This window comes from Dactylosporangium roseum, from assembly GCF_025264685.1.
Taxonomy (GTDB): domain Bacteria; phylum Actinomycetota; class Actinomycetes; order Mycobacteriales; family Micromonosporaceae; genus Dactylosporangium; species Dactylosporangium roseum.
In genome coordinates this window covers 7,276,827-7,297,541 of record NZ_CP073721.1, presented here as the reverse complement: position 1 = coordinate 7,297,541, position 20,715 = coordinate 7,276,827, and the positions used below count along the sequence as shown (strand labels likewise).

21 protein-coding genes and 1 pseudogene are annotated in these 20,715 nt (G+C 71.9%); 15 read left to right on the top strand and 7 right to left on the bottom strand.

The window, feature by feature from the left end:
* The first annotated feature begins 1 nt into the window (after nt 1).
* Complete coding sequence (gene tsaE, locus Drose_RS34165) at nt 2-475, top strand: tRNA (adenosine(37)-N6)-threonylcarbamoyltransferase complex ATPase subunit type 1 TsaE (RefSeq protein WP_260729916.1); 474 nt, start codon at nt 2-4, stop codon at nt 473-475.
* 31 nt (nt 476-506) lie between these two features.
* Here the strand turns inward: tsaE and Drose_RS34160 are convergent, their stop codons facing one another.
* Entirely contained in the window at nt 507-944 is a 438-nt protein-coding gene (locus Drose_RS34160) for a VOC family protein (RefSeq protein WP_260725366.1), read from the bottom strand.
* Between the two features lie 179 nt (nt 945-1,123).
* Between Drose_RS34160 and Drose_RS34155 the strand changes: the two genes are divergently transcribed.
* From Drose_RS34155 to Drose_RS34125, 7 genes are all read left to right on the top strand, one after another.
* Complete coding sequence (locus Drose_RS34155; protein WP_260725365.1) at nt 1,124-2,182, top strand: helix-turn-helix transcriptional regulator; 1,059 nt, start codon at nt 1,124-1,126, stop codon at nt 2,180-2,182.
* Between the two features lie 177 nt (nt 2,183-2,359).
* Nucleotides 2,360-3,019 carry a tRNA (adenosine(37)-N6)-threonylcarbamoyltransferase complex dimerization subunit type 1 TsaB gene (gene tsaB, locus Drose_RS34150; RefSeq protein WP_260725364.1) on the top strand — a complete coding sequence of 220 codons (660 nt, stop codon included), beginning with the start codon at nt 2,360-2,362 and terminating at the stop codon, nt 3,017-3,019.
* Complete coding sequence (gene rimI / locus Drose_RS34145; RefSeq protein WP_260725363.1) at nt 3,016-3,471, top strand: ribosomal protein S18-alanine N-acetyltransferase; 456 nt, start codon at nt 3,016-3,018, stop codon at nt 3,469-3,471. The genes tsaB and rimI overlap by 4 nt, the downstream gene beginning before the upstream one ends.
* Nucleotides 3,455-4,504 (top strand): tRNA (adenosine(37)-N6)-threonylcarbamoyltransferase complex transferase subunit TsaD, encoded by a 1,050-nt coding sequence (gene tsaD, locus Drose_RS34140; RefSeq protein WP_260725362.1) that lies wholly within the window; start codon nt 3,455-3,457, stop codon nt 4,502-4,504. Before rimI ends, tsaD begins: the two co-directional genes overlap by 17 nt.
* A gap of 32 nt (nt 4,505-4,536) precedes the next feature.
* Complete coding sequence (locus tag Drose_RS34135) at nt 4,537-4,794, top strand: hypothetical protein (protein ID WP_259869407.1); 258 nt, start codon at nt 4,537-4,539, stop codon at nt 4,792-4,794.
* Nucleotides 4,795-4,842: 48 nt separating this feature from the next.
* Nucleotides 4,843-6,519 carry an ABC transporter transmembrane domain-containing protein gene (locus tag Drose_RS34130; RefSeq protein ID WP_260725361.1) on the top strand — a complete coding sequence of 559 codons (1,677 nt, stop codon included), beginning with the start codon at nt 4,843-4,845 and terminating at the stop codon, nt 6,517-6,519.
* Nucleotides 6,519-8,258: an ABC transporter ATP-binding protein gene (locus Drose_RS34125; protein WP_260725360.1), complete on the top strand. Its 1,740-nt coding sequence runs from the start codon at nt 6,519-6,521 to the stop codon at nt 8,256-8,258. The genes Drose_RS34130 and Drose_RS34125 overlap by 1 nt, the downstream gene beginning before the upstream one ends.
* On the opposite strand, the gene Drose_RS34120 is transcribed toward Drose_RS34125, so the two are convergent.
* Together Drose_RS34120 and ybaK are read right to left on the bottom strand one after the other, a co-directional pair.
* The gene (locus Drose_RS34120) at nt 8,226-8,510 is read right to left on the bottom strand and encodes a DUF1707 SHOCT-like domain-containing protein (RefSeq protein WP_260725359.1); all 285 of its coding nucleotides are present in this window, start codon (nt 8,508-8,510) and stop codon (nt 8,226-8,228) included. The genes Drose_RS34125 and Drose_RS34120 overlap by 33 nt on opposite strands.
* Before the next feature lie 123 nt (nt 8,511-8,633).
* A complete protein-coding gene (ybaK, locus tag Drose_RS34115; RefSeq protein WP_260725358.1) occupies nt 8,634-9,113 on the bottom strand; it encodes a Cys-tRNA(Pro) deacylase in 480 nt (159 codons plus the stop codon).
* A gap of 17 nt (nt 9,114-9,130) precedes the next feature.
* Between ybaK and Drose_RS34110 the strand changes: the two genes are divergently transcribed.
* Nucleotides 9,131-9,877, top strand: coding sequence for a hypothetical protein (locus Drose_RS34110; protein ID WP_260725357.1), 747 nt, complete (start codon nt 9,131-9,133; stop codon nt 9,875-9,877).
* Here the strand turns inward: Drose_RS34110 and Drose_RS34105 are convergent.
* A complete protein-coding gene (locus Drose_RS34105) occupies nt 9,840-11,048 on the bottom strand; it encodes a class I SAM-dependent methyltransferase (RefSeq protein ID WP_260725356.1) in 1,209 nt (402 codons plus the stop codon). The genes Drose_RS34110 and Drose_RS34105 overlap by 38 nt on opposite strands.
* Before the next feature lie 284 nt (nt 11,049-11,332).
* Between Drose_RS34105 and groES the strand changes: the two genes are divergently transcribed.
* The 3 genes from groES (at nt 11,333) to Drose_RS34090 (ending at nt 15,007) form a co-directional block, all read left to right on the top strand.
* Complete coding sequence (gene groES, locus Drose_RS34100; RefSeq protein WP_190249331.1) at nt 11,333-11,647, top strand: co-chaperone GroES; 315 nt, start codon at nt 11,333-11,335, stop codon at nt 11,645-11,647.
* Between the two features lie 92 nt (nt 11,648-11,739).
* On the top strand, nt 11,740-13,377 hold the full coding sequence (gene groL / locus Drose_RS34095) for a chaperonin GroEL (RefSeq protein ID WP_260725355.1): 1,638 nt from the start codon (nt 11,740-11,742) through the stop codon (nt 13,375-13,377).
* A gap of 121 nt (nt 13,378-13,498) precedes the next feature.
* Entirely contained in the window at nt 13,499-15,007 is a 1,509-nt protein-coding gene (locus tag Drose_RS34090; protein WP_260725354.1) for a molybdopterin-dependent oxidoreductase, read from the top strand.
* A gap of 298 nt (nt 15,008-15,305) precedes the next feature.
* Here Drose_RS34090 and Drose_RS34085 read toward each other — a convergent pair.
* Nucleotides 15,306-15,671, bottom strand: a pseudogene (locus Drose_RS34085) (WhiB family transcriptional regulator); the annotation flags it as partial.
* Nucleotides 15,672-15,851: 180 nt separating this feature from the next.
* Here Drose_RS34085 and Drose_RS34080 point away from each other — a divergent pair.
* The gene (locus Drose_RS34080; protein WP_260725353.1) at nt 15,852-16,604 is read left to right on the top strand and encodes a helix-turn-helix domain-containing protein; all 753 of its coding nucleotides are present in this window, start codon (nt 15,852-15,854) and stop codon (nt 16,602-16,604) included.
* A gap of 58 nt (nt 16,605-16,662) precedes the next feature.
* Here the strand turns inward: Drose_RS34080 and Drose_RS34075 are convergent, their stop codons facing one another.
* A complete protein-coding gene (locus Drose_RS34075; RefSeq protein ID WP_259859758.1) occupies nt 16,663-17,055 on the bottom strand; it encodes a DUF5319 domain-containing protein in 393 nt (130 codons plus the stop codon).
* A 123-nt stretch (nt 17,056-17,178) separates the two neighbouring features.
* Here Drose_RS34075 and guaB point away from each other — a divergent pair, with 123 nt between their 5' ends.
* Together guaB and Drose_RS34065 are read left to right on the top strand one after the other, a co-directional pair.
* Nucleotides 17,179-18,681, top strand: coding sequence for an IMP dehydrogenase (gene guaB, locus Drose_RS34070; RefSeq protein ID WP_390891266.1), 1,503 nt, complete (start codon nt 17,179-17,181; stop codon nt 18,679-18,681).
* Between the two features lie 26 nt (nt 18,682-18,707).
* Nucleotides 18,708-19,826, top strand: a complete 1,119-nt coding sequence (locus tag Drose_RS34065) for a GuaB3 family IMP dehydrogenase-related protein (protein WP_260725351.1) — start codon at nt 18,708-18,710, stop codon at nt 19,824-19,826.
* A 78-nt stretch (nt 19,827-19,904) separates the two neighbouring features.
* Here the strand turns inward: Drose_RS34065 and Drose_RS34060 are convergent, their stop codons facing one another.
* Nucleotides 19,905-20,657, bottom strand: a complete 753-nt coding sequence (locus Drose_RS34060) for a class I SAM-dependent DNA methyltransferase (protein ID WP_260725350.1) — start codon at nt 20,655-20,657, stop codon at nt 19,905-19,907.
* Nucleotides 20,658-20,715 lie beyond the last annotated feature (58 nt).

Genomic DNA, 20,715 nt, shown 5'->3' with positions numbered 1-20,715 from the left:
TCTGTCCACCGTGGACGACACACGCGCCTTCGGCCGGGAGCTTGCCGCCGTGCTCCGAGCGGGCGACCTGGTGGTGCTGACCGGCCCGCTCGGTGCCGGCAAGACGGCGCTGGCGCAGGGCGTCGGCGCGGGCCTGCACGTGCGCGGCGACGTGACCTCGCCGACGTTCGTGATCGCCCGTGTCCACCAGCCCGACACCGCCGGCGGCGGCAAGGTGCCGATGGTCCACGTGGACACCTACCGCCTCGGCGGCGTGCGAGATCCGCTGGGCGAGGTGGACGCGCTGGACCTCGACGCGACGCTCGAGGACTCGGTCACGCTGGTGGAGTGGGGCGAGGGCCTGGTCGAGCGGCTCAGCGACGAGCACCTGGAGGTTCGCCTGGACCGCCGCGACGACGACGCCAGGGTGGTGGCCCTGATTCCGCGCGGCGGCGACTGGGACGTCCGCCTGGCGGGCCTGGGTGCCCGGTGCTAGCTGGACGTCGCCGGTCCCGCCGCGCGACCGATCAGTCGAGGCAGAACTCGTTTCCCTCGGGGTCGGCCATCACGATGTGACCGGCGTCGAGCGGGGGAGCCGGCTCGTGGCGCTCGAGCCGGGTGGCGCCGTGGGAGACGAGCCGCTCGGCCTCCGCCTCCAGGGCTGCCATCCGCGCGTCGCCCGCGAGCCCGGGAGCGGCTCGCACGTCGAGGTGCACGCGGTTCTTGGTCTGCTTGCGCTCCGGCACCCGCTGGAAGAACAGTCGCGGCCCGGAGCCCGCGGGGTCGACCACCGCCGAGGCGTCGTTGCGGCGCTCGGGCGGCACCCCCATCGCGTCCAGGGCCTGGTCCCAGGACTCGAAGCCCGCGGGCGGGCTCTGCACCTGGTAGCCGAGGGCCTCGGCCCAGAAGGCCGCCAGCCCGGCCGGGTCGGCGCAGTCGAACGTGCACTGGACCTCGCGGGCCATCTCAGCTCGCCTCCTGCCGGGTCGGAAGGTGCGTGTGCGGGCGAAGGTCGCCGAGCCGGTCGGTCCAGTGCCCGGCGAACTGCTCTCGGAGCAGGGGATTCCAGGATCGGTCAGTCATGGGCCCAGCCTGCCGCCTATAGCGGACAGGATCGTTCCGCGATCTGTGGAACGATGAGCGGGTGACCGTCGAGGCGACGACCGAGCGGGTGCTGCGGTTGCTGACGCTGCTGCAACGGCGGCCGTCCTGGACCGCCGCCGAGCTGGCCGCCGAGCTGAGGGTCACCGACCGTTCGGTGCGCCGCGACGTGGAGCGGCTGCGCACACTCGGCTACCCCGTGCACGCGTCGGCGGGCGTCGGCGGCGGCTACCAGCTCGGTGCGGGCACCCGGCTGCCGCCCCTGCTCCTCGACGACGAGGAGGCGATCGCGACGGCGGTTTCCCTGCGGCTGGCGTCGGGCGGCACGGTCGCCGGGGCGGCCGAGGCCGCGCTGCGGGCGCTCGCGAAGCTCGACCAGGTGATGCCGCCCCGGCTGCGCGCCGAGGTGCGGGCGGTGCACGGCGCCACCGAGACCCTCGTCGGCCCGGGGGTCGAGATCGACGCGGAGCTGCTGGTGACGCTCGCACGGGCCGTTCGCGACGCCGTGCGGGTGCGGTTCCGGTACACCGGCCGCGACGGCGGGGAGCGCGAGCGGACGGTCGAGCCGCTGCGGATGGTCACCACCGGCCGCCGCTGGTACCTGATGGCCCGGGACGTCGACCGCGACGACTGGCGCACCTTCCGGTTGGACCGGATGCGCGAGGTGGTGGCGACGACCTGGCGCTTCCGGGCGACGGAGCATCCGGACCCGGTCGCCTACGTGCAGCGGTCCGTGACCGAGGCGCCGTATCGGCATCTCGCCCGGGTGCGGCTGCACGCCCGGCCCGACCGGGTGCGGGAGCTGGTGCCGCCCCAGGTGGGGCGGGTCGAGGACGATCGCGACGGGTGGTGCGTGCTCGTCGTCGGCGGGGAGGATCTGCACCGGCTCGCCATGCACGTGGCCCGGCTGGGCTTCGAGGCGGAGGTGCTGGAGCCTCCGGAGCTGCGGGAGGCCGCCGCCCAACTCGCCCACCGCCTGACCGCGATGGCCGTCCACCCGCGTCGATCTTGCAGTTGTGGTGCCGGGACACTCCCGGAATGCCCGGTTCATGAGGCACCACAACTGCAAGATCGACGCGGCGAGAGCGTGGATACGGTCTAGGCGGCGCCGCGGCCGCCCGGCACGGTCCAGGGCCGCGACTCGACCCGCCGCCCTGCGTAGATGTCGGCCGATGGTAGGAGCCGCTCGTTGCGGCCCGGTTAACTGATCGTGGTTGTGACGTCGCAATGGCCGGGTCGGCGGCCGGGATCGGCGGTGGGCTCCTCTACAGTTGGGGCCGTGCTGGTGATGGTGGTGGACACGGCAACCCCTGCGGTGACCGCAGGACTTGTCACGGTCGGTGACGACGGTGTGACCCTGCTCGACGAGCGGGTGACCGTCGACGCCCGCGGTGCGGGCGAGCTGCTGGCCCCGCAGATCACCGCCGTCCTGGCCGGCTGCGGCAAGACGGCCGGCGACCTGGCCGCCGTGGTGGCCGGTGTGGGCCCAGGGCCGTTCACCGGGCTGCGCGCCGGCCTCGTCACCGCCGCGGCGCTGGGCCATGCGCTCGCCCTCCCGGTCTACGGTGTCAGTTCGCTCGACGCCATCGGCCACCGGCTGCCCGGCCGGGTGCTGGTCGCGACCGACGCGCGTCGCAAGGAGATCTACTGGGCGACCTACACCGACGGCGTCCGCGACGGTGAGCCCGGGGTGGCGAAGCCCGATGTGGTCGCGCTCACACTGGCAGGCGTGACGGCCGCGGCCGGCGAGGGCGCCGAGCGATACGAGGCGGTGCTGCGGCTGCCCGTCACCGGCCCGCGACACCCGTCGGTCCAGGCCCTGGCCGAGCTCGCCGCCGAGCGGATCCTGGACAAGGCGCCCGGCGAGACGCTCGTTCCGCTCTACCTGCGCCGTCCCGACGCCGTGGCGCCCGGTGAACGGAAGCCGGCGCTGCGGTGAACCGGACGGTCGAGCTCGCGGAGCTGCGGTGGTTCCACATCGAGCAACTTCTGCCGATCGAGGACGAGCTGTTCGGCGAGGAGCGCTGGTCGGCCGCGATGTTCTGGAACGAGCTGGCCGGCGGCCACCGTTACCTCGTGGCCCTCGACGGCGACCGGGTGCTCGGTTATGCCGGGCTGGCGTTCACGCCGCCGGACGAGGCCTGGATCCAGAACATCGGGGTGCGCAAGGACGCCCAGCGGCGCGGGATCGGCCGGCGCCTGCTCGAGGCGCTGCTCGCCGAGGCGGAGGCCCGTGGCGCGCGGCAGGTCCTGCTCGAGGTGGCGGTCGACAACGCGCCCGCCCAGAAGCTCTATGCCGGCTACGGCTTCGAGGCCGTCGGCGTCCGCCGCGGCTACTACCAGCCCAGCAACACGGATGCACTGGTGATGATGCGTGACCACAAAGACTGAGCCCTTGGTCCTGGGCATCGAGACGTCCTGCGACGAGACCGGCGTCGGGATCGTGCGCGGGCACACCCTGCTCGCCGACGAGATCGCGTCGAGCGTCGACGAGCATGCCCGCTTCGGCGGGGTGGTGCCCGAGGTCGCCAGCCGGGCGCATTTCGAGGCGATGGTGCCGACCATGCAGCGGGCGCTCGACAAGGCGGGCGTGAGCCTGTCCGACGTCGACGCGATCGCGGTGACCGCCGGGCCGGGGCTGGCCGGTGCGCTGCTCGTCGGGGTGGCCGCCGCGAAGGCCTATGCGCTGGCGGCCGGCAAGCCGATCTACGGCGTCAACCACCTCGCGGCCCACGTGGCCGTCGACACGCTGGAGCACGGCGCGCTGCCGGAGCCGGCGATCGCGCTGCTCGTCTCCGGCGGCCACTCCTCCCTGCTGCGGGTCGACGACCTGGCGGGCGGGGTAGCTCCGCTCGGCGCGACCATCGACGACGCGGCAGGTGAGGCGTTCGACAAGGTGGCCCGGCTGCTCGGGCTGCCGTTCCCGGGCGGGCCGCCGATCGACCGGGCCGCGCGGGAGGGGCGGCTGACGATCCCGTTCCCGCGCGGGCTCACCGCGCCCCGCGACCTGGTGGAGCACCGGTTCGACTTCTCGTTCTCCGGGCTGAAGACCGCCGTCGCGCGATGGGTGGAGGCACGGCAACGGGCGGGGGAGCCGGTGCCGGTCGAGGACGTCGCCGCCAGCTTCCAGGAGGCCGTCTGCGACGTGCTCACCGCCAAGGCGGTCGACGCCTGCCGTGAGCACGGGATCGAGACGCTGGTGATCGGCGGTGGCGTGGCGGCCAACTCGCGAATCCGGTCGCTGGCCCAGGAGCGCTGCGACAAATACGGCATCGCGCTGCGCGTGCCCCGGCCCAAGCTCTGCACCGACAACGGGGCGATGGTCGCCGCGCTCGGCTCGCACCTGGTCGCCGCCGGCGCCACGCCGGGCGACCTCGGATTGCCGTCGGACTCCGCGATGCCGGTCACCGCGGTGACCGCGTAAGGAATGGCGTCATGGTAGTAGAGTCCAGCGCCGTGATCGTGCGCATGTGGGAGGTCAGGGCGCACCCGGAGGCGTTCGAGGAACTGCTGTCCTGGGTCTGCGAGGCGATGCTGCCCAAGGTCGAGGTGCTCCCGATGCACCTGGCCAGTGAGGTGTTCTCGTCGACGGACCACCGGCTGGTCGTCATCTCGAAGTGGCGGGGCAGCACCCCCGAGCCGTTCGCCGAGCCGCCGTCGCACCTCGTCGCGCGCAAGCCGCAGTTCTGGGATTTCACACAGGTCGACCGGTAGAAAAAGGTAAGGCGTTCAGCGCCCCTCCGGGGTTACGGTCAGCGGGCCATGATACGACTCCCGCTGCCCGAGCCCGGCGAGCCCGACAGCCGGTCCGCGGCGCGCTACCTGTTCTGGGTCGCCCGGCATCAGCTCCGGCTGATCGCGGGCGGTCTGGTGTTCGGCATCGTCTGGATGCTCGGCCAGGCGCTCGTCCCGGCGGCGCTCGGGGTCGGCATCGACGCGCTCGCCACGCACGACCGCACCCGCCTGTTGTGGTCCGGGGCGGGGTTGCTCGGGCTCGGCGCGGTCACCGCGGTCTCCGGCGTCCTGCGGCACCGGTTCGCGGTCAGCAACTTCCTCTCCGCCGGCTTCCGCACCGTGCAGGTCACCGTCCGGCACGCCACCCGCCTGGGCGCCACGCTGCCGAAGAAGGTCGCGACCGGTGAGGTCGTCAGCATCGGTACCACCGACTTCGACCACATCGCCAGCACGCTGGACATCACCGCCCGCTTCGGCGGCGCGGTCGTCGCGATCGTCGTGGTCACCGTGCTGCTCCTCCAGGTCTCCGTCCCGCTGGGCCTGGTGGTGGTCATCGGCGTGCCGATCCTGGTCGCCGTCGTCGGGCTGCTCCTGCGCCCCCTGCACCACCGCCGCAAGCTCCAACGGGACCTCTCCGGCGAGCTGACCGGCCGTGCCGCCGACATCGTCGCCGGGCTGCGGGTCCTGCGCGGCGTCGGTGGGGAGGCGGTCTTCGCCGGCCGCTACCGGGCGGAGTCCCAGCGGGTCCGCGCCGCCGGCGTCCGGGTCGCGAAGGTCGAGTCGATGCTCGAGGCGGCCCAGATCCTGTTGCCCGGCTGCTTCGTCGCGCTGGTGACGTGGCTCGGCGCGCGGTTCGCCGTCAGCGGCCGCATCAGCGCCGGCGAACTCGTCGCCTTCTACGCCTACGCCGCGTTCCTCGTCGCACCGCTGCGCACGCTGACCGAGTTCGCCGAGAAGCTCACCCGCGGGCTCGTCGCCGCCCGGCGCGTGGTCGACCTGCTGCGGGTCGAGCCCGAGCTGACCTCCCCGGCGGCACCGGTCCGGCTGGTCGACGGTGATCTCGACGACCCCGGCTCCGGGTTCGTCGCGCGGCAGGGTGCCTTCACCGCGCTCGCCGCCGTCCGGCCGGAGGACGCCGCGGACATCGCCGACCGCATCGCGCTGCTGGCGCCGGAGTCGAAGGCGCGCCTGCGGGAGGTACCGCTGCCGCAACTCGCCCTTGACCGGGTGCGGGAGCACATCGTGGTCGCCGACAACAACGACCGGCTGTTCCGGGGTCCGCTGCGGGAACAGATCGGCGACGACACGGCGACGCTGCACGCCGCGGCCGTGCAGGACATCGTCGACGCGTTGCCCGACGGGCTCGACACCGAGATCGCCGAGCGGGGCCGCGACTTCTCCGGCGGCCAGCAGCAACGGCTGCGGCTGGCCCGTGCGCTGGCCCTCGACCCGCCGGTCCTCGTCCTGGTGGAGCCGACGAGTGCGGTCGACGCGCACACCGAGGCCCGCATCGCCGAGCGGCTGCCCGCCGCGCGGGACGGCCGGACCACCGTCGTGTGCACCACCAGCCCGCTGCTGCTCGACCGCGCCGACACCGTCGCGTTCGTCGGCGCCGACGGGCGGGTCGCGGCCACCGGCACGCACCGGGAACTGCTCGTCACCTGCCCCGCGTACGCCGCGACCGTGACCCGGGAGGAGGACTGATGCTGCCCGTCGCCGACGGCAAGGAGGTACGCGCGTACCTGCGGCGCCTGTTCACGACGTATCCGCGGATGCTCGTCCTGGTGCTCGTCCTGCACCTGGCCGCCGCGGTCGCCGGCCTCGCCGCGCCGCGGCTGCTCGGCGAGCTCGTCGAGCACGTGTCCGCCGGTACGACGGCCTGGACCGTCGACCGGGTGGCACTCGCCATCGCCGGGTTCGTGATCGTGCAGTCGGTGCTGGTCCGGTACGCCCGGCTGACCTCGGCCCGGCTCGGTGAGCGGGTGCTGGCGAGGCTGCGTGAGGAGTTCGTCGACCGGGTGCTCACCATCCCGCTGTCCACCGTGGAGCGGGCCGGCACCGGTGACCTGCTGACCCGCGCGTCGCGGGACGTCGGCCGCACGTCCGACACGGTGCAGTTCGCGCTGCCGGAGATCGTCGTCTCCCTGCTGCAGATGCTCCTGACCTTCGTGGCGATCGCGCTGGTCGGCCCGATCCTGCTGCTGCCTTGCCTGCTCGCGGTCCCGCTGCTGTACTTCGGCTCCCGCTGGTACTTCAAGCGGGCGACGGCCGGCTATCTGCGTGAGGGCGCCGCGTTCGCGCAGCTCACCGACGGGCTGGCGGAGACCGTCGAGGGTGCGCGCACGGTCGACACGCTGCGCCTGCAACAGGTTCGCGTCGAGCGCACCCAGGAGCAGTTGCGTGACACGTTCGCCGCCGCCCGGTACACGTTGCGGCTGCGAACCGTCTGGTTCCCGCTCACCGAGTTCGGCTACGTGCTGCCCGGCGCGGGCACGCTCGTCGCCGGCGGCTGGTTTGTCGTCGCGGGCTGGGCCACGGTCGGCCAGGTCACGGCCGCCGTCCTGTACCTCATCGCGATCGTCGATCCCCTGGACCGCGTCCTGTCCTGGTTCGACGAGCTGCAGCTCGGGCTGGCCTCGTTCGCGCGCATCGTGGGTGTACGAACGGATCCGGCGACCCCGTCGGGTGGCGTCCCCGTCGACGAGCGCCTGGTCGCGCGGGACGTCCGGTACGCCTATGTCGAGGGCCGTGACGTGCTGCACGGCATCGACCTGTCGATCCGCCCCGGCGAGCGGCTCGCGATGGTCGGCCCGTCCGGCGCCGGCAAGTCCACGCTCGGCCGGCTGCTGGCCGGCATCCACGGGCCGGGCTCCGGCGCGGTCGAGGTCGGCGGCGTGCCGCTCGTCGACCTGCCGCTGGACGAGTTGCGTGGGCACGTCGCGCTGGTCACCCAGGAGCACCACATCTTCCTCGGCACCCTGCGGGACAACCTGACGCTGGCCCGGCCCGGCGCCACCGACGACGAACTGCTCGCGGCCCTGGCCACCGTCGACGCGCTGGACTGGGCGACCGCCCTCCCCGCCGGTCTCGACACGGCGGGCCTGTCACTCTCCCCGGCGCAGGCGCAGCAGTTGGCGTTGGCCCGTCTGGTACTGGCGGATCCGCACACCCTGGTCCTGGACGAGGCGACGTCGCTCATCGACCCGCGCGCCGCCCGCCACCTCGAACGGTCCCTGGCGGGCGCCCTCGAAGGCCGTACGGTCGTCGCGATCGCGCACCGCCTGTTCTCGGCGCACGACGCCGACCGGGTGGCGGTGGTGGAGGACGGCCGGATCGCGGAGCTGGGCAGCCACGACGAGCTGGTGGCCGCGGACGGCGCCTACGCCGCGCTGTGGCGCTCGTGGCACGGTTCAGTTGAAGAGCGCGTAGGCGGTGCCGACTAACACGACCGCGACGACCGCGAGGAGGAAGGTCAGCAGGAGCTGCCGCTCGTTGCTGGTGGCGGCGCCGGACGGTGCGGCGACCGGCGCGAGGACGGGAAGGTCGACGGTCGCGGCGCGCAGATCGTCGATCGTCTTCGCCGCATAGACCGTGCCGACCCGCTCGGCGAACTCGTCGAGCGTGAGCCGCCCGGCCTCGGTGTGCCGGTGCAGGGCCGCGATCACCCGCTCACGGTCTTCGTCGGAGGCGCGCACCGCTTCAGCATAGGCCCCTCCCGCGTTGATCTTGCAATTGTGGTGCCTGACAAACCCGGACATCGTGGGAGTGTCGCGGCACCACAACTGCAAGATCAACGCAGGAGAGGGGAGGGGGAGGGGCTAGCGGGTGGTTATGTGTGCGGAACGGGCGGCGGTCACCGTGAGCAGGTCGGCGGGGGCGAGTTCGATCTGGAGGCCGCGGCGGCCGCCTGACACGAACACCGTGGCGAACGTGGACGCCGAGCTGTCGATGACGATCGGGAGGCGGGAGCGCTGGCCGACCGGGGAGATGCCACCGGTCACGTAGCCCGTGGCGCGCTCGGCGGCCGCGGGCTCGGCCATCGCGGCGCGTTTGCCGCCCACCGCCGCCGCGAGGGCCTTGAGGTCGAGTGACGACGACACCGGGACCACACCCACGGTGAGCTTGCCGTCGACCGTGGTCACCAGCGTCTTGAACAGGCGCGCCGGGTCGACGCCCAGCGCCGCGGCGGCGGCCTCGCCGTAGGAGGCGGCTCTGGGGTCCACCTCATACGTGTGCGGGGTGAACGCGATCTTCGCGCGCGTCAACAGAGCGGTCGCCGGAGTGCCCTTGCTCGCCACTGGCCCACAATAGCGAGATGCAGATCGGTGCCGTCCAGCTACATCTCGGCCACGGCCACATCTTCCTGGGCGCCACGACCGCCGTCGACCTCGCGGTGTTCGACGGCGACGGGCCGGTCACCGCGACCGAGCACCACGTGCGGGTCGCCGCCCGGCCGCAGGTCGGGCTGGTCCGTGTGCGGCTGTGGCAGGGTGCCGGGCCGCGCGTGGGGCGGCTGGTGTTCGACGGGAACCTCACCCTGCCCGACGGGCGGTTCTGCGTCGAGGAGGCCACCGGGCTCTCGCGGTTCGTGACCAAGGTCAACTCGAGCGCGCCCCGGGTCCTGGTCGCCGTCGACGACCCGGGGCACGCCTCGCGGGTCGACGTCGTGCTCGAACCGGAGTTCGTGCCGCGCAGCGCCCAGGTCTGGACCGCCGGGGAGCCGCCGTTCCCGAAGCTGACCGTCGCGCCGACGACGCCGAGGCACCGGGCCGACGTGTTCGCCGACGCGCTCGCCGGGCACGACTTCCCGCTCAAGCGGCTGGCGGCGGCGCTGCGGGTGGTGGTGGAGGAGCGGCGGCAGCGCAACTCCGAGCAGAGCGTCGCCTTCTACGTCAACGAGATCGTGGAGTGGCTGCGCTGGCTGCACGACCGCCTCACGTACGAGATGTGCCGCGACACCGGCCGCTACCTCATGGAACAGTTCGGCCGCCGCCAGCCGGACCAGTTGGCCGAGGACGTGCTGATCAACCTCCAGCAGCGGCTGGGGCATCCACTGCTCTGAGCAGCAGCGCGGCCGGTTCGCCCGCGACCCGGGTCAGCGCCAGCACGGCCGGCCGCGTGCCGCTGAGTCGCAGCGACCGGCGCAGCTCCTCGACGTCCAGGGCGGAGCCGCGCTTGAGGACGGTCAGCGTGCCGACGTCGAGCGACCGCAGGGCCGCCCGCAGCTTCTTGAGGGCGATCGGCAGGCGGTCCAGCACCTCGTACCGGCGGGCGAACGGCGTGTCGGCCAGGGTGTCGGCGAAGACGTAGGCGATCGTCGGGTCGGCCAGTCTCGCCGCCGGGTCGAGGCCCGCGGCGAACTCCGCGACGAGGTGCGCGCGCACGACGGCGCCGTCGGGGTCGTAGAGGTATCCGCCGATCGGGCCGACCGGTGCCTTCGCCAGGCCCGAGCCGGTGAGTCCGTGCACCGACGAGCCGCGGAACAGCGTGGCCCGCCGGGGCGCCTCGGCCAGTGATCCGCACCACACCGTCGCCTCGACCACGTCGCCGTCGACGGAGACCCACTCGCCCTCGGCGCCGTCGGGCAGCAGGTCGTGGTCGATGCCGGGGGCCAGCTTGAGCACCGTGTGCGGCACGCGGGCCGCGAGGCCCGCCACGAACTCCCACGGCGGCGAATACGCGCGCGGGTCGAACACCCGCCGACCGCCGGAGGTCCGCCGGGCCGGGTCGCAGAAGACGGCGTCGACCTCGTCGAGGGAGACTTCGGTGGCGTCGCGCGCCTCGACCCGTACGACTCCCGAAAGATCCAGCGCGTGGACGTTGGCCTCGGCGATCCGCGCCGTCACCGGGGAGGCGTCGACCGCGTGGACTCGCAGTCCGGCGCGCGCGAACGCGATCGTGTCGGCGCCGATGCCGCAGCCGAGGTCGGCCACGGAACGTACCCCCGCGGCGGCCAGGCGATGCGCCCGGCGGTTCGCCACCGGGGCCCGCGTGGCCTGCTCGAGCCCGGCGCGAGTGAACAGCATCACCGCCGCGTCCGCGCCGAATTTGCCCGTGGCCCTGCGCCGCAACGCTGTCTGGGTCAGCGCCGCGGCGGCGAGCGCCGGCGGGACGCCCCGGGCGCGGAGCGCCGACGCCGCCGCCAGCGGATCGCCGCCCGAGAGCCCGGCCGCCGCTTCGAGCGCCTGCCTTCCAGGAGGTGTACCGAACGCAAGGACATAGTCGGTCTCCACGCCCCAATTATCATGCGTCGATCTTGCAGTTGTGGTGCCATGACACTCCCGCGATGTCCGGGTTTGTCAGGCACCACAACTGCAAGATCGACGCTGTCGTTAGGGTTGGGCGTGGGGTGATTTCGTGGCGTGTTTGGCACTCTCCTTGACGGAGTGCTAGCGAGCGGCATAACCTCCGATTAGCACTCTCGTGTCGAGGGTGCCAGCCAACCCGGCGGAGCCGGCACCCGCGACGACGGCTTCACCGGGCACTCGATAGCGAAGCATCAATACCCCAGGAGGGTATGCCCGTGACTACCGCGACGAAGGTTGCGATCAAGCCGCTCGAGGACCGCATTCTGGTCCAGGCCAACGAGGCTGAGACGACCACCGCCTCGGGCATCGTCATTCCGGACACCGCCAAGGAGAAGCCCCAGGAGGGCACGGTCCTCGCGGTCGGCCCCGGTCGGATCGACGACAAGGGCAACCGGGTTCCGATCGACGTGAAGGTCGGCGACACGGTCATCTACTCGAAGTACGGCGGCACCGAGGTCAAGTACGCGGGCGAGGAGTACCTTGTGCTCTCCGCGCGTGACGTCCTCGCGGTCATCGAGAAGTGACCAAGACCAAATAGAGCAGTGGCCACCGCCCCGGACCCGTGCGCAGGCGCGAGGCAGCCGGGGCGGTGTCGCTTTGAAGGGACATCACAAGCATGGCGAAGATCCTGAGCTTCTCCGACGAGGCGCGCCACCTGCTGGAGCACGGCGTCAACCACCTGGCCGACACGGTCAAGGTCACGCTCGGCCCGCGGGGTCGCAACGTCGTCCTGGACAAGAAGTTCGGTGCACCGACCATCACCAACGACGGCGTGACGATCGCCAAGGAGATCGAGCTCGCCAACCCCTATGAGAACCTCGGCGCCCAACTCGTCAAAGAGGTCGCGACCAAGACCAACGACGTCGCCGGCGACGGCACCACGACCGCCACCGTCCTGGCCCAGGCGCTCGTGAAGGAAGGCCTGCGCAACGTCGCGGCCGGCGCCAACCCGGCCGGCATCAAGCGTGGCATCGACCAGGCCGCGGCCGCCGTCGTGCAGGCGCTCAAGGACAAGGCGACCCCGGTCGCCAGCCACACCGAGATCGCGCAGGTCGCGACGGTTTCGGCGCAGGACGCCGCCATCGGCGAGCTGATCGCCTCGGCGATGGACCGCGTCGGCCGTGACGGCGTCATCACGGTCGAGGAAGGCTCGACCCTCACGACCGAGCTCGAGGTCACCGAGGGCATGCAGTTCGACAAGGGCTTCATCTCCCCGCACTTCGTGACCGACGCGGAGGCGCAGGAGGCGGTCCTCGAGGACACCTATGTTCTCATCACGACGCAGAAGATCGCCGCCGTCGAGGAGTTGCTGCCGCTTCTGGAGAAGATCGTCCAGGAGAACAAGGCGCTGCTGATCATCGCCGAGGACGTCGAGGGGCAGGCGCTGTCGACCCTGGTCGTCAACGCGATCCGCAAGACGTTCAAGATCGTCGCGGTCAAGGCGCCCGGCTTCGGTGACCGCCGCAAGGCGATGCTGCAGGACATGGCGATCCTGACCGGCGCCGAGCTGGTCGCCCCCGAGCTGGGCTACAAGCTCGAGGGTGTCGGGCTCGAGCAGCTCGGCACCGCCCGTCGTGTCGTGGTGACCAAGGACCTCACCACGATCGTCGACGGCGGCGGCGACCGGACCGAGGTCGAGGCGCGTGTCGAGCAACTCCGCAAGGAGATCGAGGCCTCCGACTCCGACTGGGACAAGGAGAAGCTCAACGAGCGCGTCGCCAAGCTCGCCGGTGGCGTCGCTGTCATCAAGGTCGGCGCCGCGACCGAGATCGAGATGAAGGAGCGCAAGCACCGCATCGAGGACGCGATCTCGGCGACGCGGGCGGCGGTCGAGGAGGGCATCGTTCCCGGCGGTGGCGCCGCGCTGACGCAGGTGCGTTCCGCCCTCGACGGCGACCTGGGCCTGACCGGCGACGAGAAGGTCGGCGTCTCGATCGTGCGCAAGGCACTCGTCGAGCCGCTGCGGTGGATCGCGCAAAACGCGGGCTTCGACGGTTACGTCGTGGTCGGCAAGGTCGGCGGCCTCGACTTCGGCCACGGCCTGGACGCCGCGACCGGCGAGTACGTCGACCTGGTCAAGTCCGGCATCGTCGACCCGGTGAAGGTGACCCACAGCGCGGTCTCCAACGCCACGTCGATCGCGGCCCTGCTGCTGACGACCGAGAGCCTGATCGTCGACAAGCCGGTCGCCCCGGAGCCGGCCGCCGCGGGTCACGGCCACGGTCACGGCCACTCGCACGGCCCGGGCTTCTAGTTCCGACCCGAACCACGAGAGGGAGCCCCACGAGGGGCTCCCTCTTCGTACGCTCGCCGCAAAGACTAGGGATCGATTACCGGTCTTGGTGCCGTCGGGCGGACCGCCGCATGCTTGACGCGTGAAGAGTCGAAGGTACGGCGCACTCGCCGGGATCGCGGCCGCGGCCGCGGCCGTCGGTGTTGCCGAAGGGGTGGCGATCCTGACCGGGGCCACCACCGCACCGCTGGTCGCCGTCGGCGGGGTGATCGTCGACTCCGTGCCCGCCGAGGTCAAGAACTTCGCCGTCGACGTCTTCTACACGTACGACAAGCTTGCCCTCCTGATCGGGACGGTCGTGCTGCTCGCCGGGTTCGCCGCCGTGATCGGCGCGGTCGCGACGCGGCGCTCAGCGGTCGGGTTCGCCGGCATCGGGGTCTTCGCGGCCATCGGCATCGCCGCGGCGGCCACCCGCCACAACGCCCCGTGGTACGCGTTCGTGCCGACCCTCGCCGGTGCCTTGGTCGCCGCGGCGGTCCTGGGGTGGCTGTTGCGCCTGCCGGCGACCGAGAGCGGATACACCTTCGAGCAGCGTCGCCGGTTCCTGCGCGCCGCCGGTGGCACCCTCGCGGCCGCGGCGGTCATCGGGTTCGCGAGCCGTTGGTGGTCGACCCGCCGCGGGGTGCGGGCCGAGCGTGACGCCGTGCGCCTGCCCTCGATCGGGGAGCCGGCCGCGACGCTCCCGCCGGACGTCGACGCCGGCGTGCCGGGCCTGGCCCCGTTCGTCACGCCGAACAAGGACTTCTACCTGATCGACACGGCGTTGGTCGTGCCGCAGGTGTCGCCCGCCGAGTGGACCCTGCGGATCCACGGCCGGGTCGAGAAGGAGCTGACCCTCAGCTACGAGGACCTGCTCAAGCGGCCGATGATCGAGCGGTACATCACGCTGGCCTGCGTCTCGAACGACGTGGGCGGCGGCCTCGTCGGCAACGCCAGGTGGCAGGGCGTCCGCATCGCCGACCTGCTGGACGAGGTCCGCCCGAAGCCCGGCGCCGACCAGGTCGTGAGCCGCTCGGTCGACGGCTTCACGGCGGGCACCCCGACGTCCGTGCTGCGCGACGGGCGCGACGCGATGCTGGCGATCGCGATGAACGGCGAGCCGCTGCCGATCGAGCACGGCTTCCCGGTGCGGATGGTGGTCCCGGGCCTCTACGGCTACGTCTCCGCGACGAAGTGGCTCGCCGAACTCGAGCTCACGTCGTTCGCCGACTTCGACGCGTACTGGATCAAGCGCGGCTGGGCGCGGCAGGGCCCGGTCAAGACCCAGTCCCGGATCGACGCGCCCAGGCCGTTCGCCGATCTGTCTGCCGGCCGGTTCACGATCGCCGGGGTGGCGTGGGCCCAGCGGCGCGGCATCTCGAAGGTCGAGGTGCAGATCGACAACGACCCGTGGCGGACGGCCGAGCTGCTCGCCGTGCCGTCGATCGACACCTGGCGGCAGTGGACGCTGACCTGGGACGCCACGCCGGGCACACACAGCATCAGCGTCCGGGCCACCGACAACGGCGGGGAGACCCAGACGAACTCCCGGACCCCGCCCGACCCCGACGGCGCGACCGGCTGGCACACGATCGAGGTCGACGTCAAGTAACCGATCCGCACCGATCCACACCGATCCGGTCGGATCCGGTCGGATCCGGTCGGATCCGGTCGGAATGGTAACGCCGAACGGTCCGGGACTTCCAGATCGACCAATACGGGCGACGACCCCGAGGTGCCGAGAAATCGGGATCGGCGCCCGAAACCGGGGAGCGGACGAATCAGCGGGCGGCTGTGCGTGACCTCGGATTCCCCGCCACCGTCGACGGGCGGCGCTGCGCCGGCACACCGGGGGCCGGGTGCGTGGACCCGGCGCGCACGGAGCGCAACGGCTGCTGCGCGACGGCGGTCGGGGTCGACATGGGCGACGGCCGGAGCCCGAGCTTCGCCTCCAGCCGGGACACGTCGACCCGGCTGCGCCGCCGGTCGGCCGAGTCCTCCCAGCCGAGCGCCAGCAGCCGCAGCCGCTCGCCCTCGGTGAAACCGCCCCACACCCCGTACGGCTCACGCGTGGCCAGGGCCTGTGCGGCACACTCGGCCCGCACCGGGCACGCGCGGCACACGCTCTTCGCGGCGGCCTCGCGCCGGCCGCGGGACGCACCGCGCTCGCCGTCGGGATGGAAGAACTGCGCGCTGTCCCGTCCCCGGCACAGACCGAGCCGCTGCCAGTCCCAGATGTCCGCGATCGGTCCGGGCAGTCGAGTCACATTGGTCATTCGCTCCTCCTTCCAGGCATGCGGCCTGGAATTCGCGCGTCGCACAACTTCTGTACAACGCGCGAGACCGCCGCAGGTGACGGCATGCCGTCGGTCAATTTCTCGTAGGCCAATCGCGGCGAAACCACGTCTAGATCTCGCCATTTCGTGTTTCTCTCTTTGAGAGAGAGGAGCACGACGGTGCGTACGGTTTTGGTGTGTGTGCGGACGCAGGTCGCGGCACAGACGGTCGCCGCTGCCGCGGCGAGGCTCGGAGTGGCGCACGCGGTGCGGACCGCCGTCACGATGGTCGAGGCACTGGCGCGGCTCAGCGAGCTGCCGGCTGACCTGGTGCTGGCGGACCCGACGCTGGCGCGGCCGGACAGTGCGGAGTTCTCCCGCCGTGTCCTGGCGGTGGCGCCCGGCGCGACGGTGGTCTTCTTCGGCACGGAGGAGCCGCGGGCGGCCGCTGCCGCGATCGCGGCCGGCGCCCGCGCGGTGATCCGTGTCGATACGGCGGACCCGGTGACCACGCTGGCGAAGGCGGTCCTGCTGGTGCTCAGCCAGGTCCGTACCAACGGTGAGCCGATGCTGCCCGTGAGGGTCGGCACACCCGTGCAGGCGGGGGCGAACGGCGTGCTGCCGGTGAACGGCCGCGGGCTCAACGGCGCCGCCAGGACGGCCGCGCCCGCGCGGATCGCCGGGGCCGGGGTGCCGCAGCAACGGGGTGACGTGCCGGGTGAGCCGCCGCGCCGCCGCGTCGAGCTGACCGAGCGCGAGCTCCAGGTCCTGCGCGGCATGGCGGACGGGAAGAGCAACGCCGAGATCGGCCGTGAGCTGTTTGTCTCCGAGGACACTGTCAAGACGCACGCTCGCCGGCTGTTCCGGAAGCTCGGAGCGCGTGATCGGGCACACGCGGTCGCGGCGGCGTTCCGCGCCGGGCTGGTGAGCTAGCACTCCGGGGCATGCCGCGTCGATACCCCGACCATGGCGACCCTAAACGAGGGCGAGATCAGCCGTCGTTGTCGTCCGTCGCACTCGCCAGTGCGTCGTGGACACCGTCAGCGTAACCCCGCGCGTACTCCCATGTGACGTAATGGTCGGGGTCGGGGTCGAAGGCGGGCTCATGGACGCGCGGACGACCGGACGTGAGCAGGTGCTTCAGGTTTCCCCGGAGCAGGTCCCAGTCGAAATAGTGCGGCTCGTGGCAGTCCTCACACTCGATGACGAGCCCGCGCACCCCGATCGCCGTGAGCAGCGCCTGGTAGATCTCGAGGTCCGCGAGGTCCTCGAGAACGTCCTGGCGCTCAGCGGCGGTCAACGGGTCGTCGGCACCGTTGTCGTCGAGATCGGCCGAGGGGTCGGCCGGATCGCCGGCGAACGGGTCGATGGGCTCTTCGTGCACGCCTCAACGGTAGCCCCAAACGCCCCCGGTGTGGGGTCGGGCACGGCTTCGCCATGGCGGAAAGGGTGCACCGCCCCGGCGGAAGTACGATGAGACGCACCCGCCGGACGACCGAGAGCTGGGATGCGCTTCATGGAATTCTCGCCGCGACCTGACGTGCTGCCTCTGGGCCTGACCTTCGACGACGTCTTGCTGCTTCCGGGCGAATCGGACGTCGTGCCCAGCGCTGTGGACACCTCGAGCCGCATCACCCGCAACATCACCCTGCGGATACCGCTCGTGTCCAGCGCGATGGACACGGTGACGGAGGCGCGGATGGCGATCGCCATGGCCCGGCAGGGTGGCATCGGAGTCCTGCACCGCAACCTGTCGATCGAGGACCAGGCACAGCAGGTCGACCTGGTGAAACGGTCCGAGGCCGGCATGCTCACCAACCCGATCACCTGCGCCCCCGACGACACGCTCGGCGAGGTCGACGCGCTGTGCGGGCGGTACCGGATCTCCGGCGTCCCCGTTGTCGACCCCGACGGGATGCTGGTGGGCATCGTGACCAACCGCGACATGCGCTTCGTCTCCGACCCGAACACGCGCGTGCGCGACATCATGACCGTCGCGCCCCTGATCACCGCCCCGGTCGGGGTCAGCAAGGACGAGGCGCTCGCGCTGCTGCGCAAGCACAAGGTCGAGAAGCTGCCGATCGTCGACGACTCCGGCAAGCTGCGCGGTCTCATCACCGTGAAGGACTTCTCGAAGAGCGAGAAGTTCCCGCACGCCACCAAGGACGAGGCCGGCCGGCTGCGCGTCGCCGCCGCCGTCGGTGTGGGTGAGGACGCCTACAAGCGCGCCCGCACGCTGATCGACGCCGGGCTCGACATCGTGATGGTCGACACCGCGCACGGGCACAACCGGCAGGTCGTCGACATGGTCACCCGACTGAAGAAGGAGACCGCGGTCGACGTCGTCGGCGGCAACGTGGCCACGTTCGCGGGCGCCAAGGCTCTCGCCGCGGCGGGCGCCGACGCGGTCAAGGTCGGCGTGGGCCCCGGCTCGATCTGCACCACCCGTGTCGTCGCCGGCGTCGGCGTGCCCCAGATCACCGCGATCATGGAGGCCGCCCGTGCCTGCCGCCCGCTCGGTGTCCCGGTGATCGCGGACGGCGGTGTGCAGTATTCCGGCGACATCGCCAAGGGCATCGTGGCCGGTGCCGACACCGTCATGCTGGGCAGCCTGCTGGCCGGCTGCGAGGAGAGCCCCGGCGACCTGATCTTCATCAACGGCAAGCAGTACAAGTCGTACCGCGGGATGGGTTCGCTCGGCGCCATGCAGTCGCGCGGGCAGGCCCGGTCGTACTCCAAGGACCGGTATTTCCAGGACGACGTGCTCTCCGACGACAAGCTGGTGCCGGAGGGCATCGAGGGCCAGGTACCCTACCGGGGCCCGCTTTCGGCGGTCGCCCATCAGCTCGTCGGCGGTCTGCGCTCCGGCATGGGTTTCGTCGGCGCCGGCACGATCGCGGACATGCACGAACGGGGCCAGCTCATCCGGATCACCGCGGCGGGTCTCAAGGAGAGCCACCCGCACGACATCCAGATGACCGTCGAGGCACCCAACTACCACTCGCGGTAGGAACACCCAAGCGGCTAGGAGCCAACATGCGTGACGTGGTCGAGATCGGGCATGGCAAGAGCGCCCGGCGTGGCTACCACCTGGACGAGATCGCGATCGTCCCGACGCGTCGCACGCGCGACGTCGACGACGTGTCGACCGGCTGGCAGCTCGACGCGTACCCCTTCAAGATCCCCTGCGTCGCGCACCCGTCCGACGCCACGATGAGTCCCGCGACGGCCGTGGCCCTCGGCCGGCACGGCGGCCTCGGCGTGCTCAACGTCGAAGGACTCTGGACGCGCTACGCCGACCCGGCCAAGATCCTGGAGGAGCTCGCCGGCCTGGACGAGGACGGCCCGGCCACCGCGCGGCTCCAGGAGGTCTACGCGGAGCCGATCAAGCCCGAGCTCATCGGCGAGCGGGTCAAGGAGATCCGGGACGGCGGTGTCACCGTCGCCGTGCGCGTCTCCCCGCAGCACACACTGGCCCTGGCCCCGGTCATCCTCGACGCGGGCGTCGACATCCTGGTCATCCAGGGCACGCTGGTCTCCGCCGAGCACGTCTCGACGACGGACGAGCCGCTCAATCTCAAGGAGTTCATCGCCGACCTCGACCTGCCGGTCATCGTCGGCGGCTGCACCAACTACCAGACGGCGCTGCACCTCATGCGCACCGGCGCGGCCGGCGTCATCGTCGGTATCGGGGCCGACGAGTGGTCGACCACCGACCGCGTCCTCGGCATCCGCGTCCCGATGGCCACGGCGATCGCCGACGCCGCCGACGCCCGTCGCGACTACCTGGACGAGACCGGCGGCCGTTACGTGCACATCATCGCCGACGGCAACATCCAGACCTCGGGCGACATCGCCAAGGCCCTGGGCTGCGGCGCCGACGCGGTCATGGTCGGCGAGCCGCTGTCCCGCAGCGACTCGGCCCCGGCCGGCGGCGCCTGGTGGCACTCGGCCGCCAGTCACCCGAAGCTCCCGCGCGGCTCCTTCGGCGCGGCCGAGCCGTCGCTGGGATCGCTGGAGAAGGTGCTCTACGGCCCGTCGGAGGACCCGGACGGCGCGCTCAACCTGTTCGGCGGCCTCCGCCGGGCGATGGCCAAGTGCGGCTACCGAGACCTGAAGGAGTTCCAGAAGGTCGGCCTGATCCTCGACCGCTAGCGCTTGCCGCGCCGGCCCGGGCCTCGTGACACGTTCACAGCCCGGGCCGCGGCGTTCTCCGCGCTGCCGAGCCGGGGGTCAGTTGAGGTCGGTCAGCACCGGCTTTTCCCACACCGAGACGTGCTGGGCGCTCTCGTTCGTGAACGGCTCGCCCGTCCAACCCGACCAGCGGTGCCGTATCTGGAGGCCGGCCAGTTGCGCCATCAGGTCCAGCTCGGCGGGCCAGACGTAGCGGAACGGGATCGAACGGTACCCACCCCGCCCGTTCACCACCTCGACGTAGTTCGACGTCATCGTCTGGGTCGCGATGTCGTAATGGTCGTACGCCCACCGGGTCGGGCTGACGTGAAACGGCACGACGTCCTGGCCGGGAGGGAGCCGGCGCAGGTCGGGCACCATGACCTCCACGACGAACCGGCCGCCCGGCTGGAGGTGCGCCGCGACGTTGCGGAAGCACGCCACCTGGGCTTCCTGCGTCGTCAGATTCATGATCGTGTTGAACACGATGTAGGCCAGCGAGAACCCGCCGTCCACCCGCGCCGTCGCGAAGTCGCCGATCGTCACGCCGATCGATTCGCCGCCCGGCTTGGCGCGCAGCCGGGACACCATCGCCCGGGAGAGGTCGATGCCGTGCACCTGGACGCCGCGGGCCGCCAGCGGCAGCGCGATCCGGCCGGTGCCGATGCCCAGCTCGAGCACCCGACCGCCGCAGGCGAGGTCCGCCAGCGCGTTGACGATCGGGTCCACGACCGCCGGATCGGACACGTCCGCCGACGACTCGTCGTATTGCGCCGCGACCCGCTCCCCGAAGTAACCATCCTCGTCGATCACGGCCCGGACCCTATCGCGGACGATCGTCCGCAGGTGCGCCGGGCCGGGCACCGGCCCA